The sequence below is a fragment of the Pseudomonas sp. Irchel 3F6 genome (assembly GCF_900187595.1).
In the GTDB taxonomy this organism is placed as follows: Bacteria; Pseudomonadota; Gammaproteobacteria; order Pseudomonadales; family Pseudomonadaceae; genus Aquipseudomonas; species Aquipseudomonas siliginis.
Map to the genome: position 1 here is coordinate 127490 of NZ_FYDP01000002.1, position 20803 is coordinate 148292.

At 60.8% G+C, this 20803-nt stretch carries 19 protein-coding genes; 11 read left to right on the forward strand and 8 right to left on the reverse strand.

What is annotated here, in order from left to right; translation table 11 throughout:
- Positions 1-451 precede the first annotated feature (451 nt).
- Positions 452-814 (forward strand): DUF6124 family protein, encoded by a 363-nt coding sequence (locus tag CKW30_RS06595; RefSeq protein ID WP_056782915.1) that lies wholly within the window; start codon positions 452-454, stop codon positions 812-814.
- 169 nt (positions 815-983) lie between these two features.
- Here the strand turns inward: CKW30_RS06595 and CKW30_RS06600 are convergent, their stop codons facing one another.
- The gene (locus CKW30_RS06600) at positions 984-1700 is read right to left on the reverse strand and encodes an SIMPL domain-containing protein (protein WP_095180367.1); all 717 of its coding nucleotides are present in this window, start codon (positions 1698-1700) and stop codon (positions 984-986) included.
- Positions 1701-2109: 409 nt separating this feature from the next.
- Here CKW30_RS06600 and CKW30_RS06605 point away from each other — a divergent pair, with 409 nt between their 5' ends.
- The 4 genes from CKW30_RS06605 to CKW30_RS06620 all read left to right on the forward strand — a co-directional run bounded on the left by CKW30_RS06605 (position 2110) and on the right by CKW30_RS06620 (position 6685).
- Positions 2110-3372 carry an ATP-binding protein gene (locus tag CKW30_RS06605; RefSeq protein ID WP_016771713.1) on the forward strand — a complete coding sequence of 421 codons (1263 nt, stop codon included), beginning with the start codon at positions 2110-2112 and terminating at the stop codon, positions 3370-3372.
- A complete protein-coding gene (locus CKW30_RS06610; RefSeq protein ID WP_003221630.1) occupies positions 3365-3925 on the forward strand; it encodes a response regulator transcription factor in 561 nt (186 codons plus the stop codon). The genes CKW30_RS06605 and CKW30_RS06610 overlap by 8 nt, the downstream gene beginning before the upstream one ends.
- 96 nt (positions 3926-4021) lie before the next feature.
- Positions 4022-5749, forward strand: coding sequence for an ABC transporter ATP-binding protein/permease (locus CKW30_RS06615; RefSeq protein ID WP_056782917.1), 1728 nt, complete (start codon positions 4022-4024; stop codon positions 5747-5749).
- A gap of 186 nt (positions 5750-5935) precedes the next feature.
- On the forward strand, positions 5936-6685 hold the full coding sequence (locus tag CKW30_RS06620; protein ID WP_177327011.1) for a FadR/GntR family transcriptional regulator: 750 nt from the start codon (positions 5936-5938) through the stop codon (positions 6683-6685).
- A 3-nt stretch (positions 6686-6688) separates the two neighbouring features.
- Here CKW30_RS06620 and CKW30_RS06625 read toward each other — a convergent pair whose 3' ends face one another.
- Complete coding sequence (locus tag CKW30_RS06625; RefSeq protein WP_056782919.1) at positions 6689-7069, reverse strand: hypothetical protein; 381 nt, start codon at positions 7067-7069, stop codon at positions 6689-6691.
- Between the two features lie 298 nt (positions 7070-7367).
- Between CKW30_RS06625 and kdgD the strand changes: the two genes are divergently transcribed.
- From kdgD to CKW30_RS06650, 5 genes are all read left to right on the forward strand, one after another.
- Entirely contained in the window at positions 7368-8279 is a 912-nt protein-coding gene (gene kdgD, locus CKW30_RS06630; RefSeq protein WP_039759443.1) for a 5-dehydro-4-deoxyglucarate dehydratase, read from the forward strand.
- A gap of 71 nt (positions 8280-8350) precedes the next feature.
- Positions 8351-9796, forward strand: coding sequence for an aldehyde dehydrogenase family protein (locus tag CKW30_RS06635; protein ID WP_041477963.1), 1446 nt, complete (start codon positions 8351-8353; stop codon positions 9794-9796).
- A 165-nt stretch (positions 9797-9961) separates the two neighbouring features.
- Positions 9962-11323, forward strand: a complete 1362-nt coding sequence (locus CKW30_RS06640) for an MFS transporter (RefSeq protein ID WP_041477964.1) — start codon at positions 9962-9964, stop codon at positions 11321-11323.
- A gap of 11 nt (positions 11324-11334) precedes the next feature.
- Positions 11335-12888 (forward strand): galactarate dehydratase, encoded by a 1554-nt coding sequence (gene garD, locus CKW30_RS06645; RefSeq protein WP_016771706.1) that lies wholly within the window; start codon positions 11335-11337, stop codon positions 12886-12888.
- A 251-nt stretch (positions 12889-13139) separates the two neighbouring features.
- The gene (locus tag CKW30_RS06650) at positions 13140-14081 is read left to right on the forward strand and encodes an AEC family transporter (protein WP_041477966.1); all 942 of its coding nucleotides are present in this window, start codon (positions 13140-13142) and stop codon (positions 14079-14081) included.
- Between the two features lie 100 nt (positions 14082-14181).
- On the opposite strand, the gene CKW30_RS06655 is transcribed toward CKW30_RS06650, so the two are convergent.
- The 6 genes from CKW30_RS06655 to gatC all read right to left on the reverse strand — a co-directional run bounded on the left by CKW30_RS06655 (position 14182) and on the right by gatC (position 19468).
- Entirely contained in the window at positions 14182-14562 is a 381-nt protein-coding gene (locus CKW30_RS06655; RefSeq protein WP_095180368.1) for a carboxymuconolactone decarboxylase family protein, read from the reverse strand.
- Positions 14559-15569 (reverse strand): calcium/sodium antiporter, encoded by a 1011-nt coding sequence (locus CKW30_RS06660; RefSeq protein ID WP_371857547.1) that lies wholly within the window; start codon positions 15567-15569, stop codon positions 14559-14561. Before CKW30_RS06660 ends, CKW30_RS06655 begins: the two co-directional genes overlap by 4 nt.
- Before the next feature lie 97 nt (positions 15570-15666).
- Positions 15667-16038, reverse strand: a complete 372-nt coding sequence (locus tag CKW30_RS06665) for a septal ring lytic transglycosylase RlpA family protein (RefSeq protein ID WP_095180369.1) — start codon at positions 16036-16038, stop codon at positions 15667-15669.
- A gap of 218 nt (positions 16039-16256) precedes the next feature.
- Positions 16257-17702 carry an Asp-tRNA(Asn)/Glu-tRNA(Gln) amidotransferase subunit GatB gene (gene gatB, locus CKW30_RS06670; RefSeq protein WP_016771702.1) on the reverse strand — a complete coding sequence of 482 codons (1446 nt, stop codon included), beginning with the start codon at positions 17700-17702 and terminating at the stop codon, positions 16257-16259.
- A 10-nt stretch (positions 17703-17712) separates the two neighbouring features.
- Positions 17713-19164 (reverse strand): Asp-tRNA(Asn)/Glu-tRNA(Gln) amidotransferase subunit GatA, encoded by a 1452-nt coding sequence (gene gatA / locus CKW30_RS06675; RefSeq protein ID WP_095180370.1) that lies wholly within the window; start codon positions 19162-19164, stop codon positions 17713-17715.
- A 16-nt stretch (positions 19165-19180) separates the two neighbouring features.
- Positions 19181-19468: an Asp-tRNA(Asn)/Glu-tRNA(Gln) amidotransferase subunit GatC gene (gene gatC, locus CKW30_RS06680; RefSeq protein WP_024011606.1), complete on the reverse strand. Its 288-nt coding sequence runs from the start codon at positions 19466-19468 to the stop codon at positions 19181-19183.
- Between the two features lie 211 nt (positions 19469-19679).
- Between gatC and mreB the strand changes: the two genes are divergently transcribed.
- A complete protein-coding gene (gene mreB, locus CKW30_RS06685; protein WP_002555108.1) occupies positions 19680-20717 on the forward strand; it encodes a rod shape-determining protein MreB in 1038 nt (345 codons plus the stop codon).
- Positions 20718-20803 lie beyond the last annotated feature (86 nt).

Genomic DNA, 20803 nt, shown 5'->3' on the forward strand with positions numbered 1-20803 from the left:
GCTGATTTGTGTGCTTTTCAAATCCTGAGTTCAACTCGGAGTTTCACGTTGGCGTATCTCCCCCAAACACCTCGGTCAGTCCCCTCTCCCTCTGGGAGAGGGTTAGGGTGAGGGTTTGCTTTTTTGCTGTTTAAATCCGCTGCGAAACAGCCAGAACCTTCCCACAAGGTTTTCAGGTTGTCCGTCGGACGTGCGCTCTCTAGGCTTGGGTCGTCGCTGGTTGTTCAGCGATCGGGTGTGAGAACCCGACATTCATAGTCATTCAGTGCCCAGATCCGCATAATTGCCGCCAGCAAGTTTGCTGCCTGCAAGTGCGTTATGGCGGCTCTGTGCGGGCGGGCTTATGTCCGGCCGGGTGCCTATGACCGGTTTTCTCACCCCGCACAAAGCTGCCACCTCTTCGTCGTGTGAGAAACGGCATCGAGATGGCTCAACCTCATAGGTGAAGCGCATGAGCAAACCAGTCCCCGACCCACCCGAAGAAACCTCAACCCCCCTCGAAGCCGCGCTGCGTGCCGACGATCTCGCGAAGAACCGCGAAGCCATCAAGCGTGCCCTCGATTTCTATCTCTGCCCGCCACCCGGCAAACCCCATCCACCCAGCACGATGTTTCTGGTCCAGCCCGACATCGACACCGAAAGCCTGCTGGCTCACGCCTGTGAGTCCCTTGCTTCAGCCAATACGCTGGCCAGCGATTTTGCCGATCAGCTTGGTAGGCCGCAGCGCAATACGGCGCTGGCGATTCAGCAGATCATCATGCTGGCGGAGCTGGCGGTGAATCGGGCGCTGGATCGGGTTGATCCGCACGCTTGAGATCGCGTCATCGTTCTTCGCGAGCAGGCTCGCTCCCACATGGAAATGCGTTCAACCTGTGGGAGCGAGCCTGCTCGCGATAGCGGTGGATCCTTCACTACAAAACCCGGACACAAAAAAACCGGCAACCATTTGCTGATTGCCGGTCCTTCATTCAGCCAAGCTCAAATCACTGCATCAACACTTCAATCGAGCCATCGGCGGTCATGCTGACCTGGCTGGTGCCTGCTTCGACTTCCGGCGTGACTGGCGCGGAATCCATGGCCGCGGCTTTCATCATCATCGGCGCGCGCAGGTACGGTTGTGGGTAACCGTTGCTGTTGAGGTTCAGGTTGACGATTTTGTAGCCCTTGCCGCCCAGTGCATCGGTGGCCAGTTGGGCGCGGGTCTTGAAGGCGGTGACGGCTTCTTTGAGCAACTGGTCTTCGCTGGCCTTGCGGGTCGGGTCGGCGATGGCGAAGTCCATGCCGCCCATTTTCAGGTCGGTCAGCAGCTCGCCGGTGAGTTTGGACAGGGAGGCGAAGTCGGTGCTTTCCAGGCGCAGTTCGGCGCGTTCGCGCCAGCCGGTGATTTTCTGGCCTTTGGTGTCGTAGATCGGGTAGCTGTTGCGGCTGCCCGTACGCAGGGTGATGTCTTTGACTTGCTTGGCCTGGGCGGTGGCCTTGTTCATGGTGGTGCTGATGGCGGCGGCGAGTTTGGCCGGGTCGGTGTTCTGCTCTTCGGTGTAGAGCGTCACGATCATCTGGTCGCGGGCCACTTCCTGGCTGACTTCGGCGCGCAGGGAAATCTGGTTGTAGTGCAGCTCATCGGCGGCCAGAACCGGGAGGCTGGCGACGCTGCCGACGGTCAGGGCGAGGAGGGCGGCGCTGCGGCGAAATGTGTGCATGAAGGCTCCTTGAATGAGGCGCAGGTGATGGGTCGCGGCCTGCGTGAACCATCAGACTCTAACTTCTATGATCCGGTTCGCCCAGTTACAACTTCTATACAGATACCTGCGCGCAGTCGGGAGTGCTTCTGTGGCGAGGGGATTTATCCCCGATCGGCTGCGCAGCAGGCGCAAATCCGGCTGATGCGGTATGTCTGGTTAAATGAGGTCGCATGATTTGGGGCGGCTCCGCCACCCAGCGGGGATAAATCCCCTCGCCACAATGATCTCCAATAGCCTTCGGAATTTTCTTCAACTCAGATGAGTTCTCCATCGTCGCCATGTGGTCGTTTGCCGCACTTTCGCCTCTGAACCCCGCGGCTTGGTTATACTCCGTGCGATCCGCCTGGAGCGCTCATCAGGAGAGCTCATGCTCGCCCCCGTACAACTGACTTCCGCCACTCGCCAGAACCTCTGGCGGCTGACTTTCATCCGCACCCTGGTGCTCGCCGCGCAGGCCGGCTCCGTTGGCTTGGCCTACTGGCTGCAATTGTTGCCGTTGCCGTGGGTGCAACTGGCGATGACCCTCGGCTGCTCGATTCTGCTCTGCGTGTTCACTGCCGTGCGCCTGCGCACATCGTGGCCGGTGACCGAGCTCGAATACGCGCTGCAACTGGCTTGCGATCTGGTGATTCACAGTGCGCTGCTGTATTTCTCCGGCGGTTCGACCAACCCCTTTGTTTCCTATTATCTGGTGCCGTTGACCATCGCGGCGGTGACCTTGCCGTGGCGTTATTCGGTGATTCTGTCGGGCATCGCGCTGGCGCTGTACACGCTGATGCTGACGCGTTTCTATCCGCTGGAAACCTTGCCGGTCGCCCGTGAGAATCTGCAGATCTACGGCATGTGGCTGAGCTTTGCCCTGGCCGCTGCGGTGATCACCTTCTTCGCCGCGCGCATGGCTGAAGAACTGCGTCGGCAGGAAGAGCTGCGGGCGATTCGTCGGGAGGAAGGGCTGCGTGATCAGCAGCTGCTCGCCGTTGCGACCCAGGCCGCCGGTGCCGCGCATGAGTTGGGTACGCCGCTGGCGACCATGAGCGTGTTGCTCAAGGAAATGCAGCAGGATCACCCCGATGCGTTGCTGCAGGACGATCTGAAAGTGCTGCAGGATCAGGTCAAGCTGTGCAAGGAAACCTTGCAGCAACTGGTTCGCGCCGCCGAGGCCAATCGGCGTCTGGCGGTCGAGATGCAGGACGTTACCGACTGGCTCGACGAAGCGCTGAACCGCTGGCACCTGATGCGCCCGGAAGCCAGTTATCGCTTCCAGCGTCTCGGTCAGGGGGCGGTGCCGCGCATGGCGCCGCCGCCGGATCTGACCCAGGCCTTGCTGAATTTGCTCAACAATGCAGCCGACGCCTGCCCGGAAAATCTCCAGGTGACCCTCGACTGGGACGCAGAGACTTTGACCATCAGCATTCGCGACCACGGCGCCGGTGTGCCGCTGGCCATCGCCGAGCAGATCGGCAAGCCGTTTTTTACCACCAAGGGCAAAGGTTTCGGCCTGGGCCTGTTTTTGAGCAAGGCCAGCGTGACACGCGCCGGCGGCTCAGTGAAACTCTATAGTCATGAGGAAGGCGGCACGCTCACCGAGCTGCGCCTGCCCCACGGCGCCCGAGGAGACCAACATGAGTGACGAAATCCAAGTCGAAGGCGAAGAACTGCCGCATCTGCTGCTGGTCGACGACGACGCGACCTTCACCCGCGTCATGGCCCGCGCCATGGCCCGTCGCGGCTTTCGCGTCAGCACCGCCGGTTCCGCTGAAGAAGGCCTGACCATCGCCCAGGCCGATCTGCCTGATTACGCCGCGCTGGACCTGAAAATGGACGGCGACTCCGGTCTGGTCCTGCTGCCCAAGCTGCTGGAACTCGATCCGGAAATGCGCGTGGTGATCCTCACCGGTTATTCGAGCATTGCCACGGCAGTCGAGGCGATCAAGCGTGGCGCCTGCAACTACCTGTGCAAACCCGCCGATGCCGACGACGTGCTGGCCGCGCTGCTGTCTGAGCACGCCGATCTCGACAGTCTGGTGCCGGAAAACCCGATGTCGGTCGATCGTCTGCAATGGGAGCACATCCAGCGCGTGCTCACCGAACACGAAGGCAACATTTCCGCCACGGCCCGCGCGCTGGGCATGCACCGCCGCACCTTGCAGCGCAAACTGCAGAAGCGCCCGGTGCGTCGCTGAACCTGCGCTGAACGACTATCGCCAGCCCTCGCGATGAATCGCGCCGATCATCTATGATCGGCGCGTGTCCGTTCTTTTTACTATCGAGCCTTATCCATGAATCAGAACGCTGAATATTCCGCGGTCAACGATGCTGTGCGCGGGCAGTTTTTTCGCAAAGTCTGGGCGATGACCACGCCTTACTGGCGCAGCGAAGAGAAGGGCAAGGCCTGGACGTTGCTGATTGCCGTAATTGCGCTGACGCTGTTCAGCGTAGCGATCTCGGTGTGGATCAACAGTTGGTACAAGGATTTCTACAACGCTTTGCAGAGAAAGGATGAAGCCGCGTTCTGGCAGTTGATCCTGTATTTCTGCGGCATCGCGACGGTGGCGATTCTCGGCGCGGTGTATCGGTTGTATCTGACGCAGATGCTGACGATCCGCTGGCGGGCGTGGCTGACCGAAAAGCACTTCAAGCGCTGGCTGGACCACAAGAATTACTACCAGCTGGAGCAGGGCGGTTATACCGATAACCCCGACCAGCGGATTTCCGAAGACCTCAACACTTACACCGCCAACACCCTGAGCCTGGGCCTCGGGCTGCTGCGCACGATTGTCAGTCTGGTGTCGTTCTCGATCATTTTGTGGGGCGTGTCGGGCAGTATTGAAGTGTTCGGCATCGAGATTCCCGGCTACATGTTCTGGTGCGCACTGTTGTACGCGGCGGTTGGTAGTTGGCTGACGCATTTGATCGGTCGCCGTCTGATCGGTCTGAACAACAAGCAACAACGCTTCGAAGCAGACCTGCGTTTTTCCATGGTCCGCGTGCGTGAGAACGCTGAAAGCATCGCCTTGTACAACGGCGAACCCAATGAAAACCGCCGCTTGAGCAATCGCTTCGGACTGGTCTGGCACAATTTCTGGGACATCATGCGCGTGTCCAAGCGCCTGACGTTCTTCACCTCCGGCTACGGTCAGATCGCAATCATTTTCCCGTTTGTCGTCGCCGCACCGCGCTATCTGTCCGGCAAGATCGAACTGGGCGAGCTGATGCAAATCAACTCGGCGTTCGGCAACGTGCAGGAGAATTTCAGCTGGTTCATCACCGCCTACTCGGATCTCGCCGCGTGGCGCGCCACCTGTGATCGTTTGCTGAGTTTCCGTCAGGCCATGAGCGACAACGAACAACGCACCCCGGCCATCGACGTGCAGAACCAGGGCAGTGAGTTGCAGGTGCACAACCTCGGCCTCGATCTGGCCGATGGTCGTCACCTGCTGACCGACGCCGACATGACCGTTGAACCGGGTGAGCGCGTGATGCTCAGCGGCCGTTCCGGCAGCGGCAAGTCGACACTGCTGCGAGCGATGGGGCATTTGTGGCCGGCGGGGCACGGCAATATTCGTTTGCCGGCGGCGCGTTATCTGTTCCTGCCGCAGAAGCCTTATCTGCCGATCGGCACATTGCGTGAAGCGTTGAGTTATCCACAACCGGGCGATACCTACGCGCCAGAACGTTATGCTCAGGTGCTGGAAACTTGCCGTCTGCCACACCTGGTCGGGCGGCTGGATGAAGCCAATCACTGGCAACGCATGCTCTCGCCGGGTGAGCAGCAACGCCTGGCCTTCGCCCGCGCGCTTCTCTACGCACCGCAATGGCTGTACATGGACGAGGCTACATCGGCGATGGATGAAGAGGACGAGGCGACCTTGTATCAGGCGTTGATCGATGAGATTCCGGGGCTGAGCATTGTCAGCGTCGGTCACCGAAGCAGTTTGAAACGATTCCATCCACGGCATGTGCGGATCGACAGCGGTCGTCTGGTCGAACAGGCCATAACTGTCTGAACATCCACCTGTGGGAGCGAGCCTGCTCGCGAAGGGGTCATATCGGTCGACGAATCTGTCGTCTGAACCACCGCTTTCGCGAGCAGGCTCGCTCCCACAGTGGGGCAATGTGATCTGCCCGGTGATCGTACAACCCGCTTGAGCTATGATGGCGCCAAGCCGAACTTTCGAGACAAGATGCAGACCATGGAAAAGCTGATCGACACCCCGCGCCTCCCCCGCAAGCGCCGCAGCCTCGCCCAGGAATTGGTGACGGTGTTGAGCGAGCAGATCCGCGATGGCCTGCTCAAGCGTGGCGACAAGTTGCCCACCGAGTCGGCGATCATGGAAGCCCATGGCGTCAGCCGCACCGTGGTCCGCGAGGCAATTTCCCGTCTGCAGGCCGCCGGCCAGGTAGAAACCCGCCACGGCATCGGCACCTTTGTTCTCGATACGCCGAGCCCGAGCGGTTTCCGCATTGATCCGGCCACCGTTGTCACCCTGCGTGACGTGCTGGCGATTCTCGAATTGCGCATCAGCCTCGAAGTCGAATCCGCCGGCCTTGCCGCGCAACGCCGCAGCCCCGAACAACTGGCAACCATGCGCGCCGCCCTCGACGCCTTGAACGAAAGCGCGTCCCATGCCAGCGATGCGGTGTCGTCGGACTTCGCTTTCCACCTGGAAATTGCCCTGTCCACCGGCAACCGCTACTTCACCGACATCATGACGCACCTGGGCACCAGCATCATTCCACGTACGCGGCTGAACTCGGCGCGGCTGGCCCACGATGATCAACAGCACTACATGAGCCGCCTGAGCCGCGAGCACGAGGAAATCTACGACGCGATTGCCCGTCAGGACTCCGATGCCGCGCGTGCGGCGATGCGTCTGCACCTGACCAATAGCCGTGAAAGACTGCGCCAGGCCCATGAAGAGGCGCAGGCGCAGCGAAGCTGAGTCTTACGCCTCTATGCGCATTCGCAGCGGCAGCGAATACGGCTCCATGCTCGACTCGTCACGAAATTTGTAGCGCAGCTCCACCTCACGGTTCAGGTAAGGTTGCAATGCCTCTTTCGGCAGCTGCACCTCGATGTCGAGCAGCTTTTCCATTTCATCCTCGGCGTCGTCCCAGGCGCCAGTGTCCACCTCATCACCTTCCCATTCAGGTTCCTCGGCATCGCTGCCGAGGACCGCGTAGACGCTCCAGTTTGCTGCGAAATCGCTGGAATCCGGGACCTGCACGGTGAGGATGTCCGGCAATTGCGAGAGCTGAAGCGTCACGCAATCGTCTTGCGCTGGGGCGACGTGGGTGAGGGTGGGGGCGGCAAAATGCATCGACATAGCGGCTTCCTTTGAGTGGTCCGCCACGATCCTTCGTGGCAGTCGACGTACTTTACGAGCCGCAGGTCGCTACAGAATTAAACGAATCCAGACCGGATATTTCAGCCTTCGAAAGCGTCAAGCACGAGCCTTGTAGCCATTTCATAAAGTGCAAAAGCCAATCTTGTCCGACAAAAAAGCCCTGCCAACGATGAAATGCAGTTGACGGTTATTTTTTAAGTTGTACGATGACCTACAACTTCGGCGAAGGCTGAACGATCCACTCACAATAAAACGTTGCTACCAGGGTGTTCGAATAATGAATCCACAAGAACTGAAGTCCATCCTCTCTGCCGGCCTGCTGTCTTTCCCGGTGACCGATTTCAACGCGCAGGGCGATTTCAACCGCGCGGGCTACATCAAACGTCTGGAATGGCTGGCTCCGTATGGCGCTTCGGCTCTGTTCGCCGCCGGTGGCACCGGTGAGTTCTTCTCCCTGGCCGCCAGCGAATACTCGGAAATCATCAAGACTGCCGTCGACACCTGCGCAACCAGCGTGCCAATCCTCGCCGGCGTCGGCGGTTCGACCCGCCAGGCCATCGAATACGCTCAGGAAGCCGAGCGTCTGGGCGCCAAAGGTCTGCTGCTGCTGCCGCACTACCTGACCGAAGCGAGCCAGGACGGTGTTGCCGCCCACGTTGAAGCCGTGTGCAAATCGGTGAAGATCGGCGTGGTCGTCTACAACCGCAACGTTTGCCGTCTCACCGCGCCGCTGCTGGAACGTCTGGCCGAGCGCTGCCCGAACCTGATCGGCTACAAGGATGGCCTGGGCGATATCGAGTTGATGGTGTCGATCCGTCGCCGCCTCGGTGATCGCTTCAGCTACCTGGGTGGTCTGCCGACCGCTGAAGTCTACGCCGCTGCCTACAAGGCTTTGGGCGTGCCGGTGTACTCCTCGGCGGTGTTCAACTTCATCCCGAAAACCGCGATGGACTTCTACCACGCGATCGCTCGCGAAGATCACGCCACCGTCGGCAAGATCATCGACGACTTCTTCCTGCCGTACCTGGACATCCGTAACCGCAAGGCCGGTTACGCCGTGAGTATCGTCAAGGCAGGTGCAAAAATCGCCGGCTATGACGCAGGTCCGGTGCGTGCGCCGCTGACCGACCTGACCGGCGAAGAGTACGAAATGCTCGCCGCGCTGATCGACAAGCAAGGCGCGCAATAAGCGAGAAAAGCGAGGCCGCTGAGCAATCAGCGGCTTTTTGCGTGAAGGCTTTTAGAGTTGAGGGCTGCCCTGTGACAACTGCAAAACGCTACGACAACTACATCAATGGCGAATGGGTCGCCGGTGCCGATTACTCGGCCAACATCAACCCGTCCGAACTCAGCGACACCATCGGCGACTACGCCAAGGCTGACCTGACCCAGGTCAACGCCGCAATCGACGCTGCCCGCGCTGCGTTCCCGGCGTACTCCACGTCGGGCATCCAGGCTCGTCACGATTCGCTGGATAAAGTCGGCACGGAAATTCTCGCCCGTCGCGAAGAGCTTGGCACCCTGCTGGCCCGTGAAGAAGGCAAGACCCTGCCGGAGGCGATCGGTGAAGTGACCCGCGCCGGCAACATTTTCAAGTTCTTCGCCGGTGAATGCCTGCGTCTGTCCGGTGACTATGTGCCGTCGGTACGCCCGGGCGTCAACGTCGAGGTCACTCGCGAAGCCCTGGGCGTGGTCGGTCTGATCACGCCGTGGAACTTCCCGATCGCCATCCCGGCGTGGAAAATTGCTCCGGCCCTGGCCTACGGCAACTGCGTCGTGCTCAAACCTGCCGATCTGGTTCCGGGCTGCGCCTGGGCGCTGGCCGAAATCATCTCCCGCGCGGGCTTCCCGGCCGGTGTGTTCAACCTGGTAATGGGCAGCGGTCGCGTGGTTGGCGAGGCGTTGGTCAACAGCCCGAAAGTCGACGGCATCAGCTTCACCGGTTCGGTGGGCGTTGGCCGCCAGATCGCCGTCAACTGCGTTTCGCGCCAGGCCAAGGTGCAGCTGGAAATGGGCGGCAAGAACCCGCAGATCATTCTCGACGACGCCGACCTCAAGCAAGCGGTCGAGCTGTCGGTGCAGAGCGCGTTCTACTCCACCGGCCAGCGCTGCACAGCGTCGAGCCGTCTGATCGTCACCGCCGGCATTCACGACAAGTTCGTTGAAGCGATGGCCGAGCGCATGAAGTCGATCAAGGTCGGCCACGCGCTGAAGGCCGGCACCGACATCGGTCCGGTGGTCTCCCAGGCGCAGCTGGAACAGGACATGAAGTACATCGACATCGGCCAGTCCGAAGGTGCACGTCTGGTCAGCGGCGGCGGTGTGGTGACATGCGACACCGAGGGCTACTTCCTCGCGCCAACCCTGTTCGCCGACAGCGAAGCGTCGATGCGCATCAGCCGCGAAGAGATCTTCGGCCCGGTGGCCAACATTGTTCGTGTGGCCGATTACGAAGCTGCGCTGGCAATGGCCAACGACACCGAATTCGGCTTGTCGGCCGGCATCGCCACCACCTCGCTGAAGTACGCCAACCACTTCAAGCGCCACTCCCAGGCCGGGATGGTGATGGTCAACCTGCCGACCGCCGGTGTGGATTACCACGTACCGTTCGGTGGCCGTAAAGGCTCGTCCTACGGCTCCCGTGAGCAAGGCCGCTATGCACAAGAGTTCTACACCGTGGTGAAAACCGCCTATGTAGGCTCCTGATACACGCAGTACCCCTGTAGGAGCTGCCGAAGGCTGCGATCTTTTGATCTTTTTTTTCAAGATCAAGATCAAAAGATCGCAGCCTTCGGCAGCTCCTACAGGGAATAAATGCAAGACCAAAGAAGCTTCACCCCGCATAAAAATAATCAGTGGGAGTACATCTGCATGCAATCCTCCAAGCCGACTCACGTCCGCTATTTGATCCTGCTCATGCTGTTTCTGGTGACCACGATCAACTACGCCGACCGTGCCACGATCGCCATTGCCGGCTCCAGCCTGCAAAAGGACCTTGGCATTGACGCCGTCACCCTCGGCTACATCTTCTCCGCATTCGGTTGGGCCTACGTCGCCGGGCAAATTCCCGGTGGCTGGCTGCTCGATCGCTTCGGCTCGAAAAAAGTCTATGCTCTGAGCATTTTCACCTGGTCGCTGTTCACCGTGCTGCAAGGCTTCGTCGGTGAATTCGGCATGTCCACGGCAGTGGTTGCGCTGTTCATGCTGCGTTTCCTTGTGGGCCTGGCCGAAGCGCCATCGTTCCCCGGCAACGCGCGCATCGTGGCGGCGTGGTTCCCGACCGCTGAACGCGGTACCGCTTCGGCGATCTTCAACTCGGCGCAATACTTTGCCACCGTGCTGTTCGCGCCGTTGATGGGCTGGATCGTCTACAGCTTCGGCTGGGAGCACGTGTTCATCGTCATGGGTATCCTCGGTATCGTGTTCTCGCTGGTGTGGCTGAAAGTCATCTACAGCCCGCGCGAACACCCACGCGTCAACGAGGCCGAGTTCAAGCACATCGCTGACAACGGCGGCATGGTCGACATGGATCAGAAGGGCAAGAAGTCCGACGGTCCGAAGTGGGATTACATCCGTCAGTTGCTGACCAACCGCATGATGCTCGGCGTGTATCTGGGCCAGTACTGCATCAACGGCATCACCTATTTCTTCCTGACCTGGTTCCCGGTGTATCTGGTGCAAGAGCGTGGCATGACCATTCTCAAGGCCGGTTTCATCGCTTCGTTGCCGGCCATTTGCGGCTTTATCGGCGGCGTGCTCGGCGGGGTGATTTCCGACTACCTGCTGCGCAAGGGCCATTCGCTGACCTTCGCCCGCAAGGCGCCGATCATCGCCGGCCTGCTGGTGTCGAGCAGCATCGTCGCGTGCAACTATGTTGACGTGGAATGGATGGTGGTGGGCTTCATGGCTCTGGCATTCTTCGGCAAAGGCGTTGGCGCACTGGGCTGGGCGGTGGTTTCCGACACTTCGCCGAAACAGATCGCCGGTCTGAGCGGGGGCCTGTTCAACACCTTCGGCAACATCGCTTCGATCACCACGCCGATCGTCATCGGCTACATCATCAGCTCCACCGGCTCGTTCAAGTGGGCGCTGGTGTTTGTCGGTGCCAACGCACTGGTCGCGGTGTTCAGCTATCTGGTAATCGTCGGCCCGATCAAGCGTGTGGTCTTGAAAGAGCCGCCAGCCAAGGGCGGCAATGAAGCCACCGGCAATTTGTCTCAAGCGCATTCCTGAGGAGCGGCGTCATGCAGTTGATTGAACATTCCGACTCGCCGCGCTACATCCGCCTGCACGAGCGGGACAACGTTGTAGTGGTGGTCAACGATCAGGGCGTACCGGCCGGTACCGAGTTTGCCGATGGCCTGGTCACGCTGGATTTCGTACCGCAGAGCCACAAGGTCACTCTGGAGGATATTCCTGAGGGCGGGCCGGTGATTCGTTACGGGCAGATTATCGGCTATGCCTTGCAGCCGATCCGTCGCGGCAGTTGGGTCAAGGAAGATCAACTGCGCATGCCGACCGCGCCGCCGCTGGACAGCTTGCCGCTGTCCACCGATGTGCCGGACGCGCAGGCACCGCTGGAAGGCTTCACGTTCGAGGGTTATCGCAACGCCGACGGCACCGTCGGCACGCGCAACATTCTCGGCATCACCACCACCGTGCAGTGCGTCACCGGCGTGCTCGATCACGCGGTCAAGCGCATCAAGGAAGAGCTGCTGCCGAAGTACCCGCACGTCGATGACGTGGTGGCGCTGACCCACAGTTATGGCTGCGGTGTGGCGATTACCGCGACCGACGCCTACATCCCGATTCGTACCGTGCGCAATCTGGCGCGCAACCCGAACCTGGGCGGCGAGGCGCTGGTGATCGGTCTGGGCTGCGAGAAATTGCAGGCCGGGCAGGTGATGCACGAGGACGATGCCTCGGTGGATCTCAGCGATCCGTGGCTGTACCGCTTGCAGGATTCCAGTCACGGCTTTACCGAAATGATCGAACAGATCATGGAACTGGCCGAAGTGCGCTTGAAGAAACTCGACCAGCGCCGCCGCGAAACCGTGCCGGCCTCCGAGCTGATTCTCGGTATGCAGTGCGGCGGCAGCGACGCGTTCTCCGGCATCACCGCCAACCCGGCGCTGGGTTATGCCTCGGACTTGCTGTTGCGCGCGGGGGCGACGGTGATGTTTTCCGAAGTCACCGAAGTGCGCGATGCGATCTACTTGCTGACGTCGCGGGCGCAAACGCAAACCGTCGCCGAAGAGCTGGTGCGCGAGATGGACTGGTACGACCGTTACCTGGCCAAGGGCGAGGCCGATCGCAGCGCCAACACCACGCCGGGCAACAAGAAGGGCGGGTTGTCGAACATTGTCGAGAAGTCGCTGGGCTCGATCGTCAAGTCCGGCAGCAGCGCGATCAATGGCGTGCTCGGCCCGGGCGAGCGTTTCAAGCACAAGGGCCTGATTTTCTGCGCGACGCCGGCCAGCGATTTTGTCTGCGGTACGTTGCAACTGGCAGCAGGGATGAACCTGCACGTGTTCACCACCGGTCGCGGCACGCCTTACGGGCTGGCCATGGCGCCGGTGGTCAAGGTTTCGACGCGGACTGAACTGGCGCAGCGCTGGCCGGACCTGATCGACATCGACGCCGGACGCATTGCCACCGGGCGCGCGACCATCGAAGAACTGGGCTGGGAGTTGTTTCACTATTACCTGGACGTTGCCAGTGGCAAGCAACAGACCTGGGCGGAGAAGCACAAGCTGCACAACGACATCACCTTGTTCAACCCGGCGCCGATTACCTGATCGTTTCATGGAAGATCAAAAGCCCCTCACCCCAGCCCTCTCCCGGAGGGAGAGGGGGCCGACCGAGTTGTTTGGCGCTATACATCGACCTGACAAATCGGGTCGATTATGGATTCGACGATGTCATTTCAGGTCGGTGGATTGTTTAAATATCCCCCGATCGGTTCCCTCTCCCTTTGGGAGAGGGCTAGGGTGAGGGGCTTTTGCTTTATCATTGCCCCCCTGACTAAGCTCACCCAAGGCTCTCCGGCATGCTGGCAATCTTTCTTGAAACCCTGAACATCACCGCGCCGGTGTTTGCCATGCTGTTTCTCGGTGTGCTGCTCAAGCGCATCGACTGGATCAACGACAACTTCATCCACACCGCCTCGTCGCTGGTGTTCAACGTGACCATGCCGGCGCTGCTGTTCCTCGGCATTCTCCACGCTGACCTGCACGCCGCACTGCAACCTTCGCTACTGATCTACTTTTCCCTCGCAACGCTGGTGAGTTTCGCTGTGGCCTGGGGCTGGGCGATTTTCAAGTGTCCGCGCGAAGATCGCGGCATCTATACCCAGGGTGCGTTTCGCGGCAACAACGGCGTGATCGGTCTTGCACTCGCCGCGAGCATGTACGGCGATTACGGCATTTCCCTCGGGGCGATTCTGGCGGCGCTGGTGATCCTGTTCTACAACACCCTGTCGACCATTGTGCTGGCGGTGTACAGCCCGGTGATCAAGTCCGATCCGTGGAGCATCTGCAAAAGCGTGTTCAGCAACCCGCTGATCATCAGCGTGATTTCGGCAGCGCCGTTTGCCTATTTCAAGATCGGACTGCCGGGCTGGCTGGAGACCTCCGGCCAGTATCTGGCGCAGACCACTTTGCCACTGGCGCTGATCTGTATCGGCGGCACGCTGTCACTGGCGGCGCTGCGCAAGAGCGGCAACATGGCGCTCAGTTCCAGCCTGGTGAAGATGATCGGTCTGCCGGTGCTGGCGACACTGGGGGCATGGCTGTGGGGCTTTCGCGGGGCGGAATTGGGGATTCTGTTTCTCTACTTTGGCAGCCCGACGGCGGCGGCGAGTTTCGTCATGGCCCGGGCGGCGCAGGGCAATCATGAGCTTGCAGCAGCGATTATCGTGATGACCACGTTGATGGCGGCTATTACCACCAATGTCGGGATCTTTGTGTTGCAGTGGGGTGGGTGGATCTGACCAAGGATTTGCAGTGTCTGTCAGGGCCTCTTCGCGAGCAGGCTCGCTCCCACAGGGAAACGCATTCCAACTGTGGGAGCGAGCCTGCTCGCGAAGGCGGTCACTGCGGTTTCTGATAGCTGTCGATCACTTCCTGCGCCGCGCGAAACGCATCGATCGCCGCCGGTACGCCGGCATACACCGCGCAATGCAGCAGCGCTTCGCGAATCTCTTCCACCGTGCAGCCGTTGTTCAGCGCACCGCGCACGTGGCCCTTCAACTCCTGCGGGCACTTCAACGCGGTCAGCGCGGCGAGGGTAATCAGGCTGCGGGTTTTCAGCGACAAACCTTCGCGATTCCACACGCCACCCCAGGCGTGTTCATTGACGAAATCCTGCAACGGCTGGGTGAACTCGGTGGCGTTGCCCATGGCGCGATCAACGAACGCATCGCCCATGACCTGACGACGGATTTCAACCCCGGACTGCTTCGACTCGCTCATGGCACATCTCTCTTGTGGTGTTGGCGACGCCAGGCGCGGATCGACGTGAACAGCAGAAACGTCAGCAGCGCCGGCAGGACATAAAACAGCATCAAGCGCTCGAGTTTGCCGGCCAGCGGCATGCCAGTGGTGAACGACACCACGTGCAGCCCGTAGACCAGATACAAACCGAGCAGCAGCAAGCCTTCGGCCCGGGTCACGCGGTAGCCCGAGTAAAACACCGGAAGGCACAGCGCAGCGACGCCGAGCATCACCGGCAAGTCAAAATCCAGCGCGTTGGGGGAGACGGAAAGCGGCGTCGGTGCGAGCAGCGCGGTCAGCCCGAGTACCCCGAGCAGGTTGAACAGATTGGCGCCGATCACGTTGCCCACGGCAATGTCGCGCTGCCCGCGCAACGCAGCGATCAGCGACGTCGCCAGTTCCGGCAACGAAGTGCCGACCGCAACCACGGTCAGGCCGATGACCCGTTCCGACAGGCCCAGGTCGGTGGCCACGACCACGGCGGCGCCGAGCAGCAAACGCCCGGCGAACACCAGCATGGCAAGGCCAGCGAGAATCATCAGCACACTGATCAACCAGGATTGCTGCGTATCCTGTGGTCGTGCGCCATGGGGCCGGGTCGAGTGTCGCGACTGACGCAACAGCAAGCCGAGGTACAGCGCCAAAGCGCCGAGCAGCACGACGCCGTCGAAACGCCCGAGGTCTTTATTCCAGGCGAGGATGAATACCAGCAGGCTGGCACCGATCATCAGCGGGATATCCAGGCGCACCAGTTGCCGCGACACGCGCAGCGGGATGATCAGTGCCGACAGGCCAAGGGTTACGAGGATATTGAAGATGCCGCTGCCGACCACGCTGCCGACGGCGATGTCGGGGTTGTCGGTCAACGCCGCTTGCAGGCTCACGGTCATCTGCGGCGCGCTGCTGCCGAGGGCGACGATGGTCAGGCCGATGATCAACGGACGCACATGCAGGCGCTCGGCCAGACGCACGGCGGCGCGCACCATCAGCTCGGCGCCGATGAGCAAAAGACACAGGCCGCTGAGCAGTTCGATGACGTTGATCAGCGGCAGATCGGCTAGTCCGAAAATGGTCGGCGCTCCATCAGTCCAGGGCCTGCACGCGAACCCGTGCGGTGCCGCTGCGCAGCATGCCGATTTCATCGGCGGCCTCGCGTGACAGATCGATCAGTCGGCCACGGGTGTGCGGGCCACGGTCATTGATGCGGACCACGACTGATTCATCGTTTCTCAGATTGGTGACCTTCACCCGCGTGCCGAACGGCAACTGGCGGTGGGCGGCGGTCAGGGAATGCTGGTTGAACGCTTCGCCGCTGGCGGTGCGTTTACCGTGATGCCTGGCTCCGTAATAGGAGGCGACGCCGGTCTGGTCGTAACCGTGCGGGTCGATGGTGTCGGTACTGGCGCAACCGGCCAGCAGAGAGAGCAGGGCGCTGCTCAGCAACAGACGCTTCATTCAAAGGTATCCCGGATCAAATGTAGGAGTGACCTGTGGCGAGGGGATTTATCCCCGTTGGACTGCGCAGCAGTCCCAAAACTGAGAACTCGGTTTATCTGGTGCAAATCAAGCTCAGCAATTGGGGCCTCTTCGCGGCCCAACGGGGATAAATCCCCTCGCCACAGGTCCCTTCCACAGGGAATGGAGCCAGGCTTTGGATCTGGCTCCATTGGTGGTCAGCCTTCGAGCTTGCTTTTCAGCAATTCGTTCACCTGCTGCGGGTTGGCCTTGCCTTTCGAGGCTTTCATGGCCTGGCCGACGAAGAAACCGAACATCTTGCCGCGTTTGGCTTCGTCTGCCGCGCGGTACTGTTCGACCTGTTCGGCGTTGGCCGCGAGCATTTCGTCGAGCACGGCCGAGATCGCGCCGGTATCGGTGACTTGCTTGAGGCCGCGCTTTTCGATGATCTCGTCAGCACTGCCTTCGCCGTTGGCCATCGCTTCGAACACCACCTTGGCGATCTTGCCGGAGATGGTGTTGTCCTTGATGCGCTGCAGCATGCCGCCCAGTTGCTCGGCGGAGACTGGCGAATCCTCGATGTCCAGGCCCTGCTTGTTGAGCAGGCTGCCCAACTCGACCATCACCCAGTTCGCCGCCAGTTTCGCGTCGCCGCCGATGGCTGCGACTTTCTCGAAGTAATCCGCCTGTTCACGGCTGGTGGCCAGCACGTTGGCGTCGTAGGCCGACAGACCGAACTGGCTCTGGAAGCGTTCGCGCTTTTGCGGTGGCAGTTCCGGCAGGGTGGCACGCACTTCACCGAGGAACGACTCTTCGATGACCACCGGCAGCAGGTCCGGATCGGGGAAGTAACGGTAGTCGTTGGCTTCCTCTTTCGAACGCATCGGACGGGTCTCGTCCTTGTTCGGATCGTACAGACGGGTCTGCTGGATCACTTTGCCGCCGTCTTCGATCAGCTCGATCTGACGCTGGATCTCGGAGTTGATTGCCTTCTCGATGAAGCGGAACGAGTTGACGTTCTTGATCTCGCAGCGAGTGCCGAACTCGACCTGGCCTTTCGGGCGTACCGAGACGTTGCAGTCGCAACGCAGCGAGCCTTCGGCCATGTTGCCGTCGCAGATGCCCAGGTAACGCACCAGTGCGTGGATCGCCTTGACGTAAGCCACGGCTTCCTTGGCGCTGCGCATGTCCGGCTCGGAAACGATTTCCAGCAGCGGCGTGCCGGCACGGTTCAGGTCGATGCCGGTGGCACCGTTGAATTCTTCGTGCAGGCTCTTGCCGGCATCTTCTTCCAGGTGCGCGCGGGTGATGCCGACGCGTTTGACCGTGCCGTCTTCCAGGGCGATGTCCAGGTGCCCTTTGCCAACGATCGGCAATTCCATCTGGCTGATCTGATAGCCCTTGGGCAGATCCGGGTAGAAATAGTTTTTCCGGGCGAACACGTTGTGCTGGCCGATCTCGGCGTCAATTGCCAGACCGAACATCACCGCCATGCGCACCGCTTCCTGGTTGAGCACCGGCAGCACGCCGGGCATGCCCAGGTCGATCAGGCTGGCCTGGGTGTTCGGCTCGGAACCGAATGTGGTGGAACTACCGGAAAAGATTTTCGACCGGGTGGTGAGCTGAGTGTGAATCTCCAGCCCGATCACGACTTCCCATTGCATGTGTGTCTCCTCAGAAGCCGGTTGGGGTGCGGGTGTGCCAGTCAGTGTTGAGCTGATACTGGTGGGCAACGTTCAACAGGCGGCCTTCCTGGAAATACGGCGCGAGCAACTGCACGCCCACCGGCAGACCGTCGACAAAACCGGCCGGCATCGACAGGCCCGGCAGGCCGGCGAGGTTGGCGGTGATGGTGTAGACGTCTTCCAGGTATGCAGCGACCGGGTCGCTGTTCTTCGCGCCAAGCTTCCAGGCCGGGTTCGGCGTGGTCGGGCCGAGGATGATGTCGACTTCATTGAACGCAGCCATGAAATCGTTCTTCACCAGACGGCGGATCTTCTGCGCTTTCAGGTAGTAGGCGTCGTAGTAACCGGCGGACAGCGCGTAGGCACCGACCATGATCCGGCGCTGCACTTCCGCGCCGAAGCCTTCGCCACGGGAGCGCTTGTACAGGTCGATGAGGTTTTCCGGGTTTTCGCAGCGGTGGCCGAAACGCACGCCGTCGAAACGCGACAGGTTGGAAGACGCTTCTGCCGGGGCGATCACGTAATAAGCCGGGATCGCGTGCTGCATGTTCGGCAGGCTGATTTCCTTGATCACCGCACCAAGCTTCTGCAACTGCCGGATGCTGTTCTGGATCAGCTCGGCGATGCGCGGGTCGAGACCGGCGCTGAAGTATTCCTTCGGCACGCCGATGCGCAGGCCTTGCAGCGAATCGCCCAGGCCGGCGGAGTAATCCGGCACCGGCTCATCGATGCTGGTGGAGTCGTTCGGGTCGAAGCCGGCCATGCCTTGCAGCAGAATCGCGCAATCTTCGGCCGTGCGCGCCAACGGACCGCCCTGATCAAGGCTGGACGCGTAGGCAATCATGCCCCAGCGCGAAACGCGACCGTAGGTCGGCTTCAAACCGGTGAGGTTGGTGAATGCTGCCGGCTGGCGGATCGAACCGCCGGTGTCGGTGGCGGTGGCGGCAGGCAGCAGGCGAGCGGCCACGGCGGCGGCCGAACCACCGGACGAACCGCCCGGCACGTGTTCCAGGTTCCACGGGTTTTTCACCGCGCCGTACCAGCTCGACTCGTTGGCCGAACCCATGGCGAATTCGTCCATGTTGGTCTTGCCCAGGGTCACGGCGCCGGCAGCGGCCAGTTTCGCAACGACAGTGGCGTCATACGGGGCTTTGAAGTTGTCGAGCATCTTCGAGCCGCAGCTGGTGCGGATGCCCTGGGTGCAGAACAGATCCTTGTGGGCAATCGGCGCGCCGAGCAGGGCGCCGCTCTCACCATTGGCCCGGCGTGCATCGGCGGCTTTCGCCTGCTCGATGGCCAGATCCTCGGTGAGGCTGATGAAACTGTTGAGCTGCGGATCGAGCTGGGTAATACGCGCCAGCAGGACTTTGGTCAGCTCTTCGGAGGAAAACTTTTTATCGGCGAGACCGCGGGCGATCTCGGCCAGAGTCATTTGATGCATTGCAGGCTCTTTCCCTTTAGTCGATGACTTTCGGAACCAGATACAGGCCGTTTTCGACCGCTGGTGCGATGGACTGGTAGGCCTCGCGATTATTCGTCTCGGTCACCACGTCGGCGCGCAGGCGCTGACTGGCTTCCAGGGGGTGGGCCAGCGGCTCGATACCGTCGGTATCAACGGCCTGCATTTCGTCGACCAGCCCGAGAATGCTGTTGAGGGCGGAAGTAATGTGCGGAAGATCGGCATCGTTGAGGCCAAGGCAGGCCAGATGCGCGATTTTTTCCACGTCGGAGCGTTCTAGCGCCATCGGGATTCTCCAGTGGAAAACAGAACGGACGGCGTCCGTGTGTTAGATTGTCGGAACACTACCGCACTTCTACGGTCATAAGGCCGCGATTGTGGGGCTTGGTGCACAGAAAAGCGGCCAATTTAACATATTGGCGCCTTGCCCAAAATCCCTGTCGTTGTTAGAGTTTGCCGCACTTTTTTACCCACGCGTTGCCTAGGGTCCCTTTCCCATGTTCAAGAAACTGCGTGGCATGTTTTCCAGCGATCTTTCCATTGACCTGGGCACTGCCAACACCCTTATTTACGTGCGCGAGCGCGGTATCGTCCTGAATGAGCCATCGGTTGTGGCCATTCGGACACACGGTAACCAGAAAAGTGTCGTTGCTGTCGGCACCGAGGCCAAGCGCATGCTCGGCCGTACGCCGGGCAACATTGCTGCCATTCGTCCTATGAAGGATGGCGTGATCGCCGACTTCAGCGTCTGCGAAAAGATGCTGCAGTACTTTATCAACAAGGTTCACGAAAACAGTTTCCTGCAGCCCAGCCCTCGTGTGCTGATCTGCGTTCCATGCAAGTCCACCCAGGTTGAGCGTCGCGCCATCCGTGAATCGGCCCTTGGCGCCGGTGCCCGTGAAGTGTTCCTGATCGAAGAGCCGATGGCTGCTGCGATCGGTGCCGGTCTGCCGGTTGAAGAAGCGCGCGGTTCGATGGTCGTGGATATCGGTGGTGGTACCACCGAGATCGCCCTGATCTCCCTGAACGGTGTGGTTTACGCCGAATCCGTACGTGTCGGCGGCGACCGTTTCGACGAAGCGATCATCACCTACGTGCGCCGCAACTACGGCAGCCTGATCGGTGAATCCACCGCCGAGCGCATCAAGCAGGAAATCGGTACGGCCTACCCGGGCGGCGAAGTGCGCGAAGTCGATGTTCGCGGTCGCAACCTGGCCGAAGGCGTTCCACGCGCATTCACCCTGAACTCGAACGAAGTGCTCGAGGCTCTGCAAGAGTCGCTGGCAACCATCGTTCAGGCGGTGAAAAGCGCGCTGGAGCAATCGCCGCCGGAACTGGCTTCCGACATCGCCGAGCGTGGCCTGGTGCTGACCGGTGGTGGCGCGCTGCTGCGTGACCTCGACAAGTTGCTGGCCCAGGAAACCGGTCTGCCGGTGATCGTTGCCGAAGATCCGCTGACTTGCGTTGCTCGCGGCGGTGGCCGTGCGCTGGAAATGATGGATAAGCACACCATGGATCTGCTTTCGAGCGAATAAGCTTCGAATGCAATACGTGGGTGAGCGCACAGGCAGCACTTTGCAGTGCTGCCTGTTGGCGTTTATCTTCTGTCAGTCTTCATCCA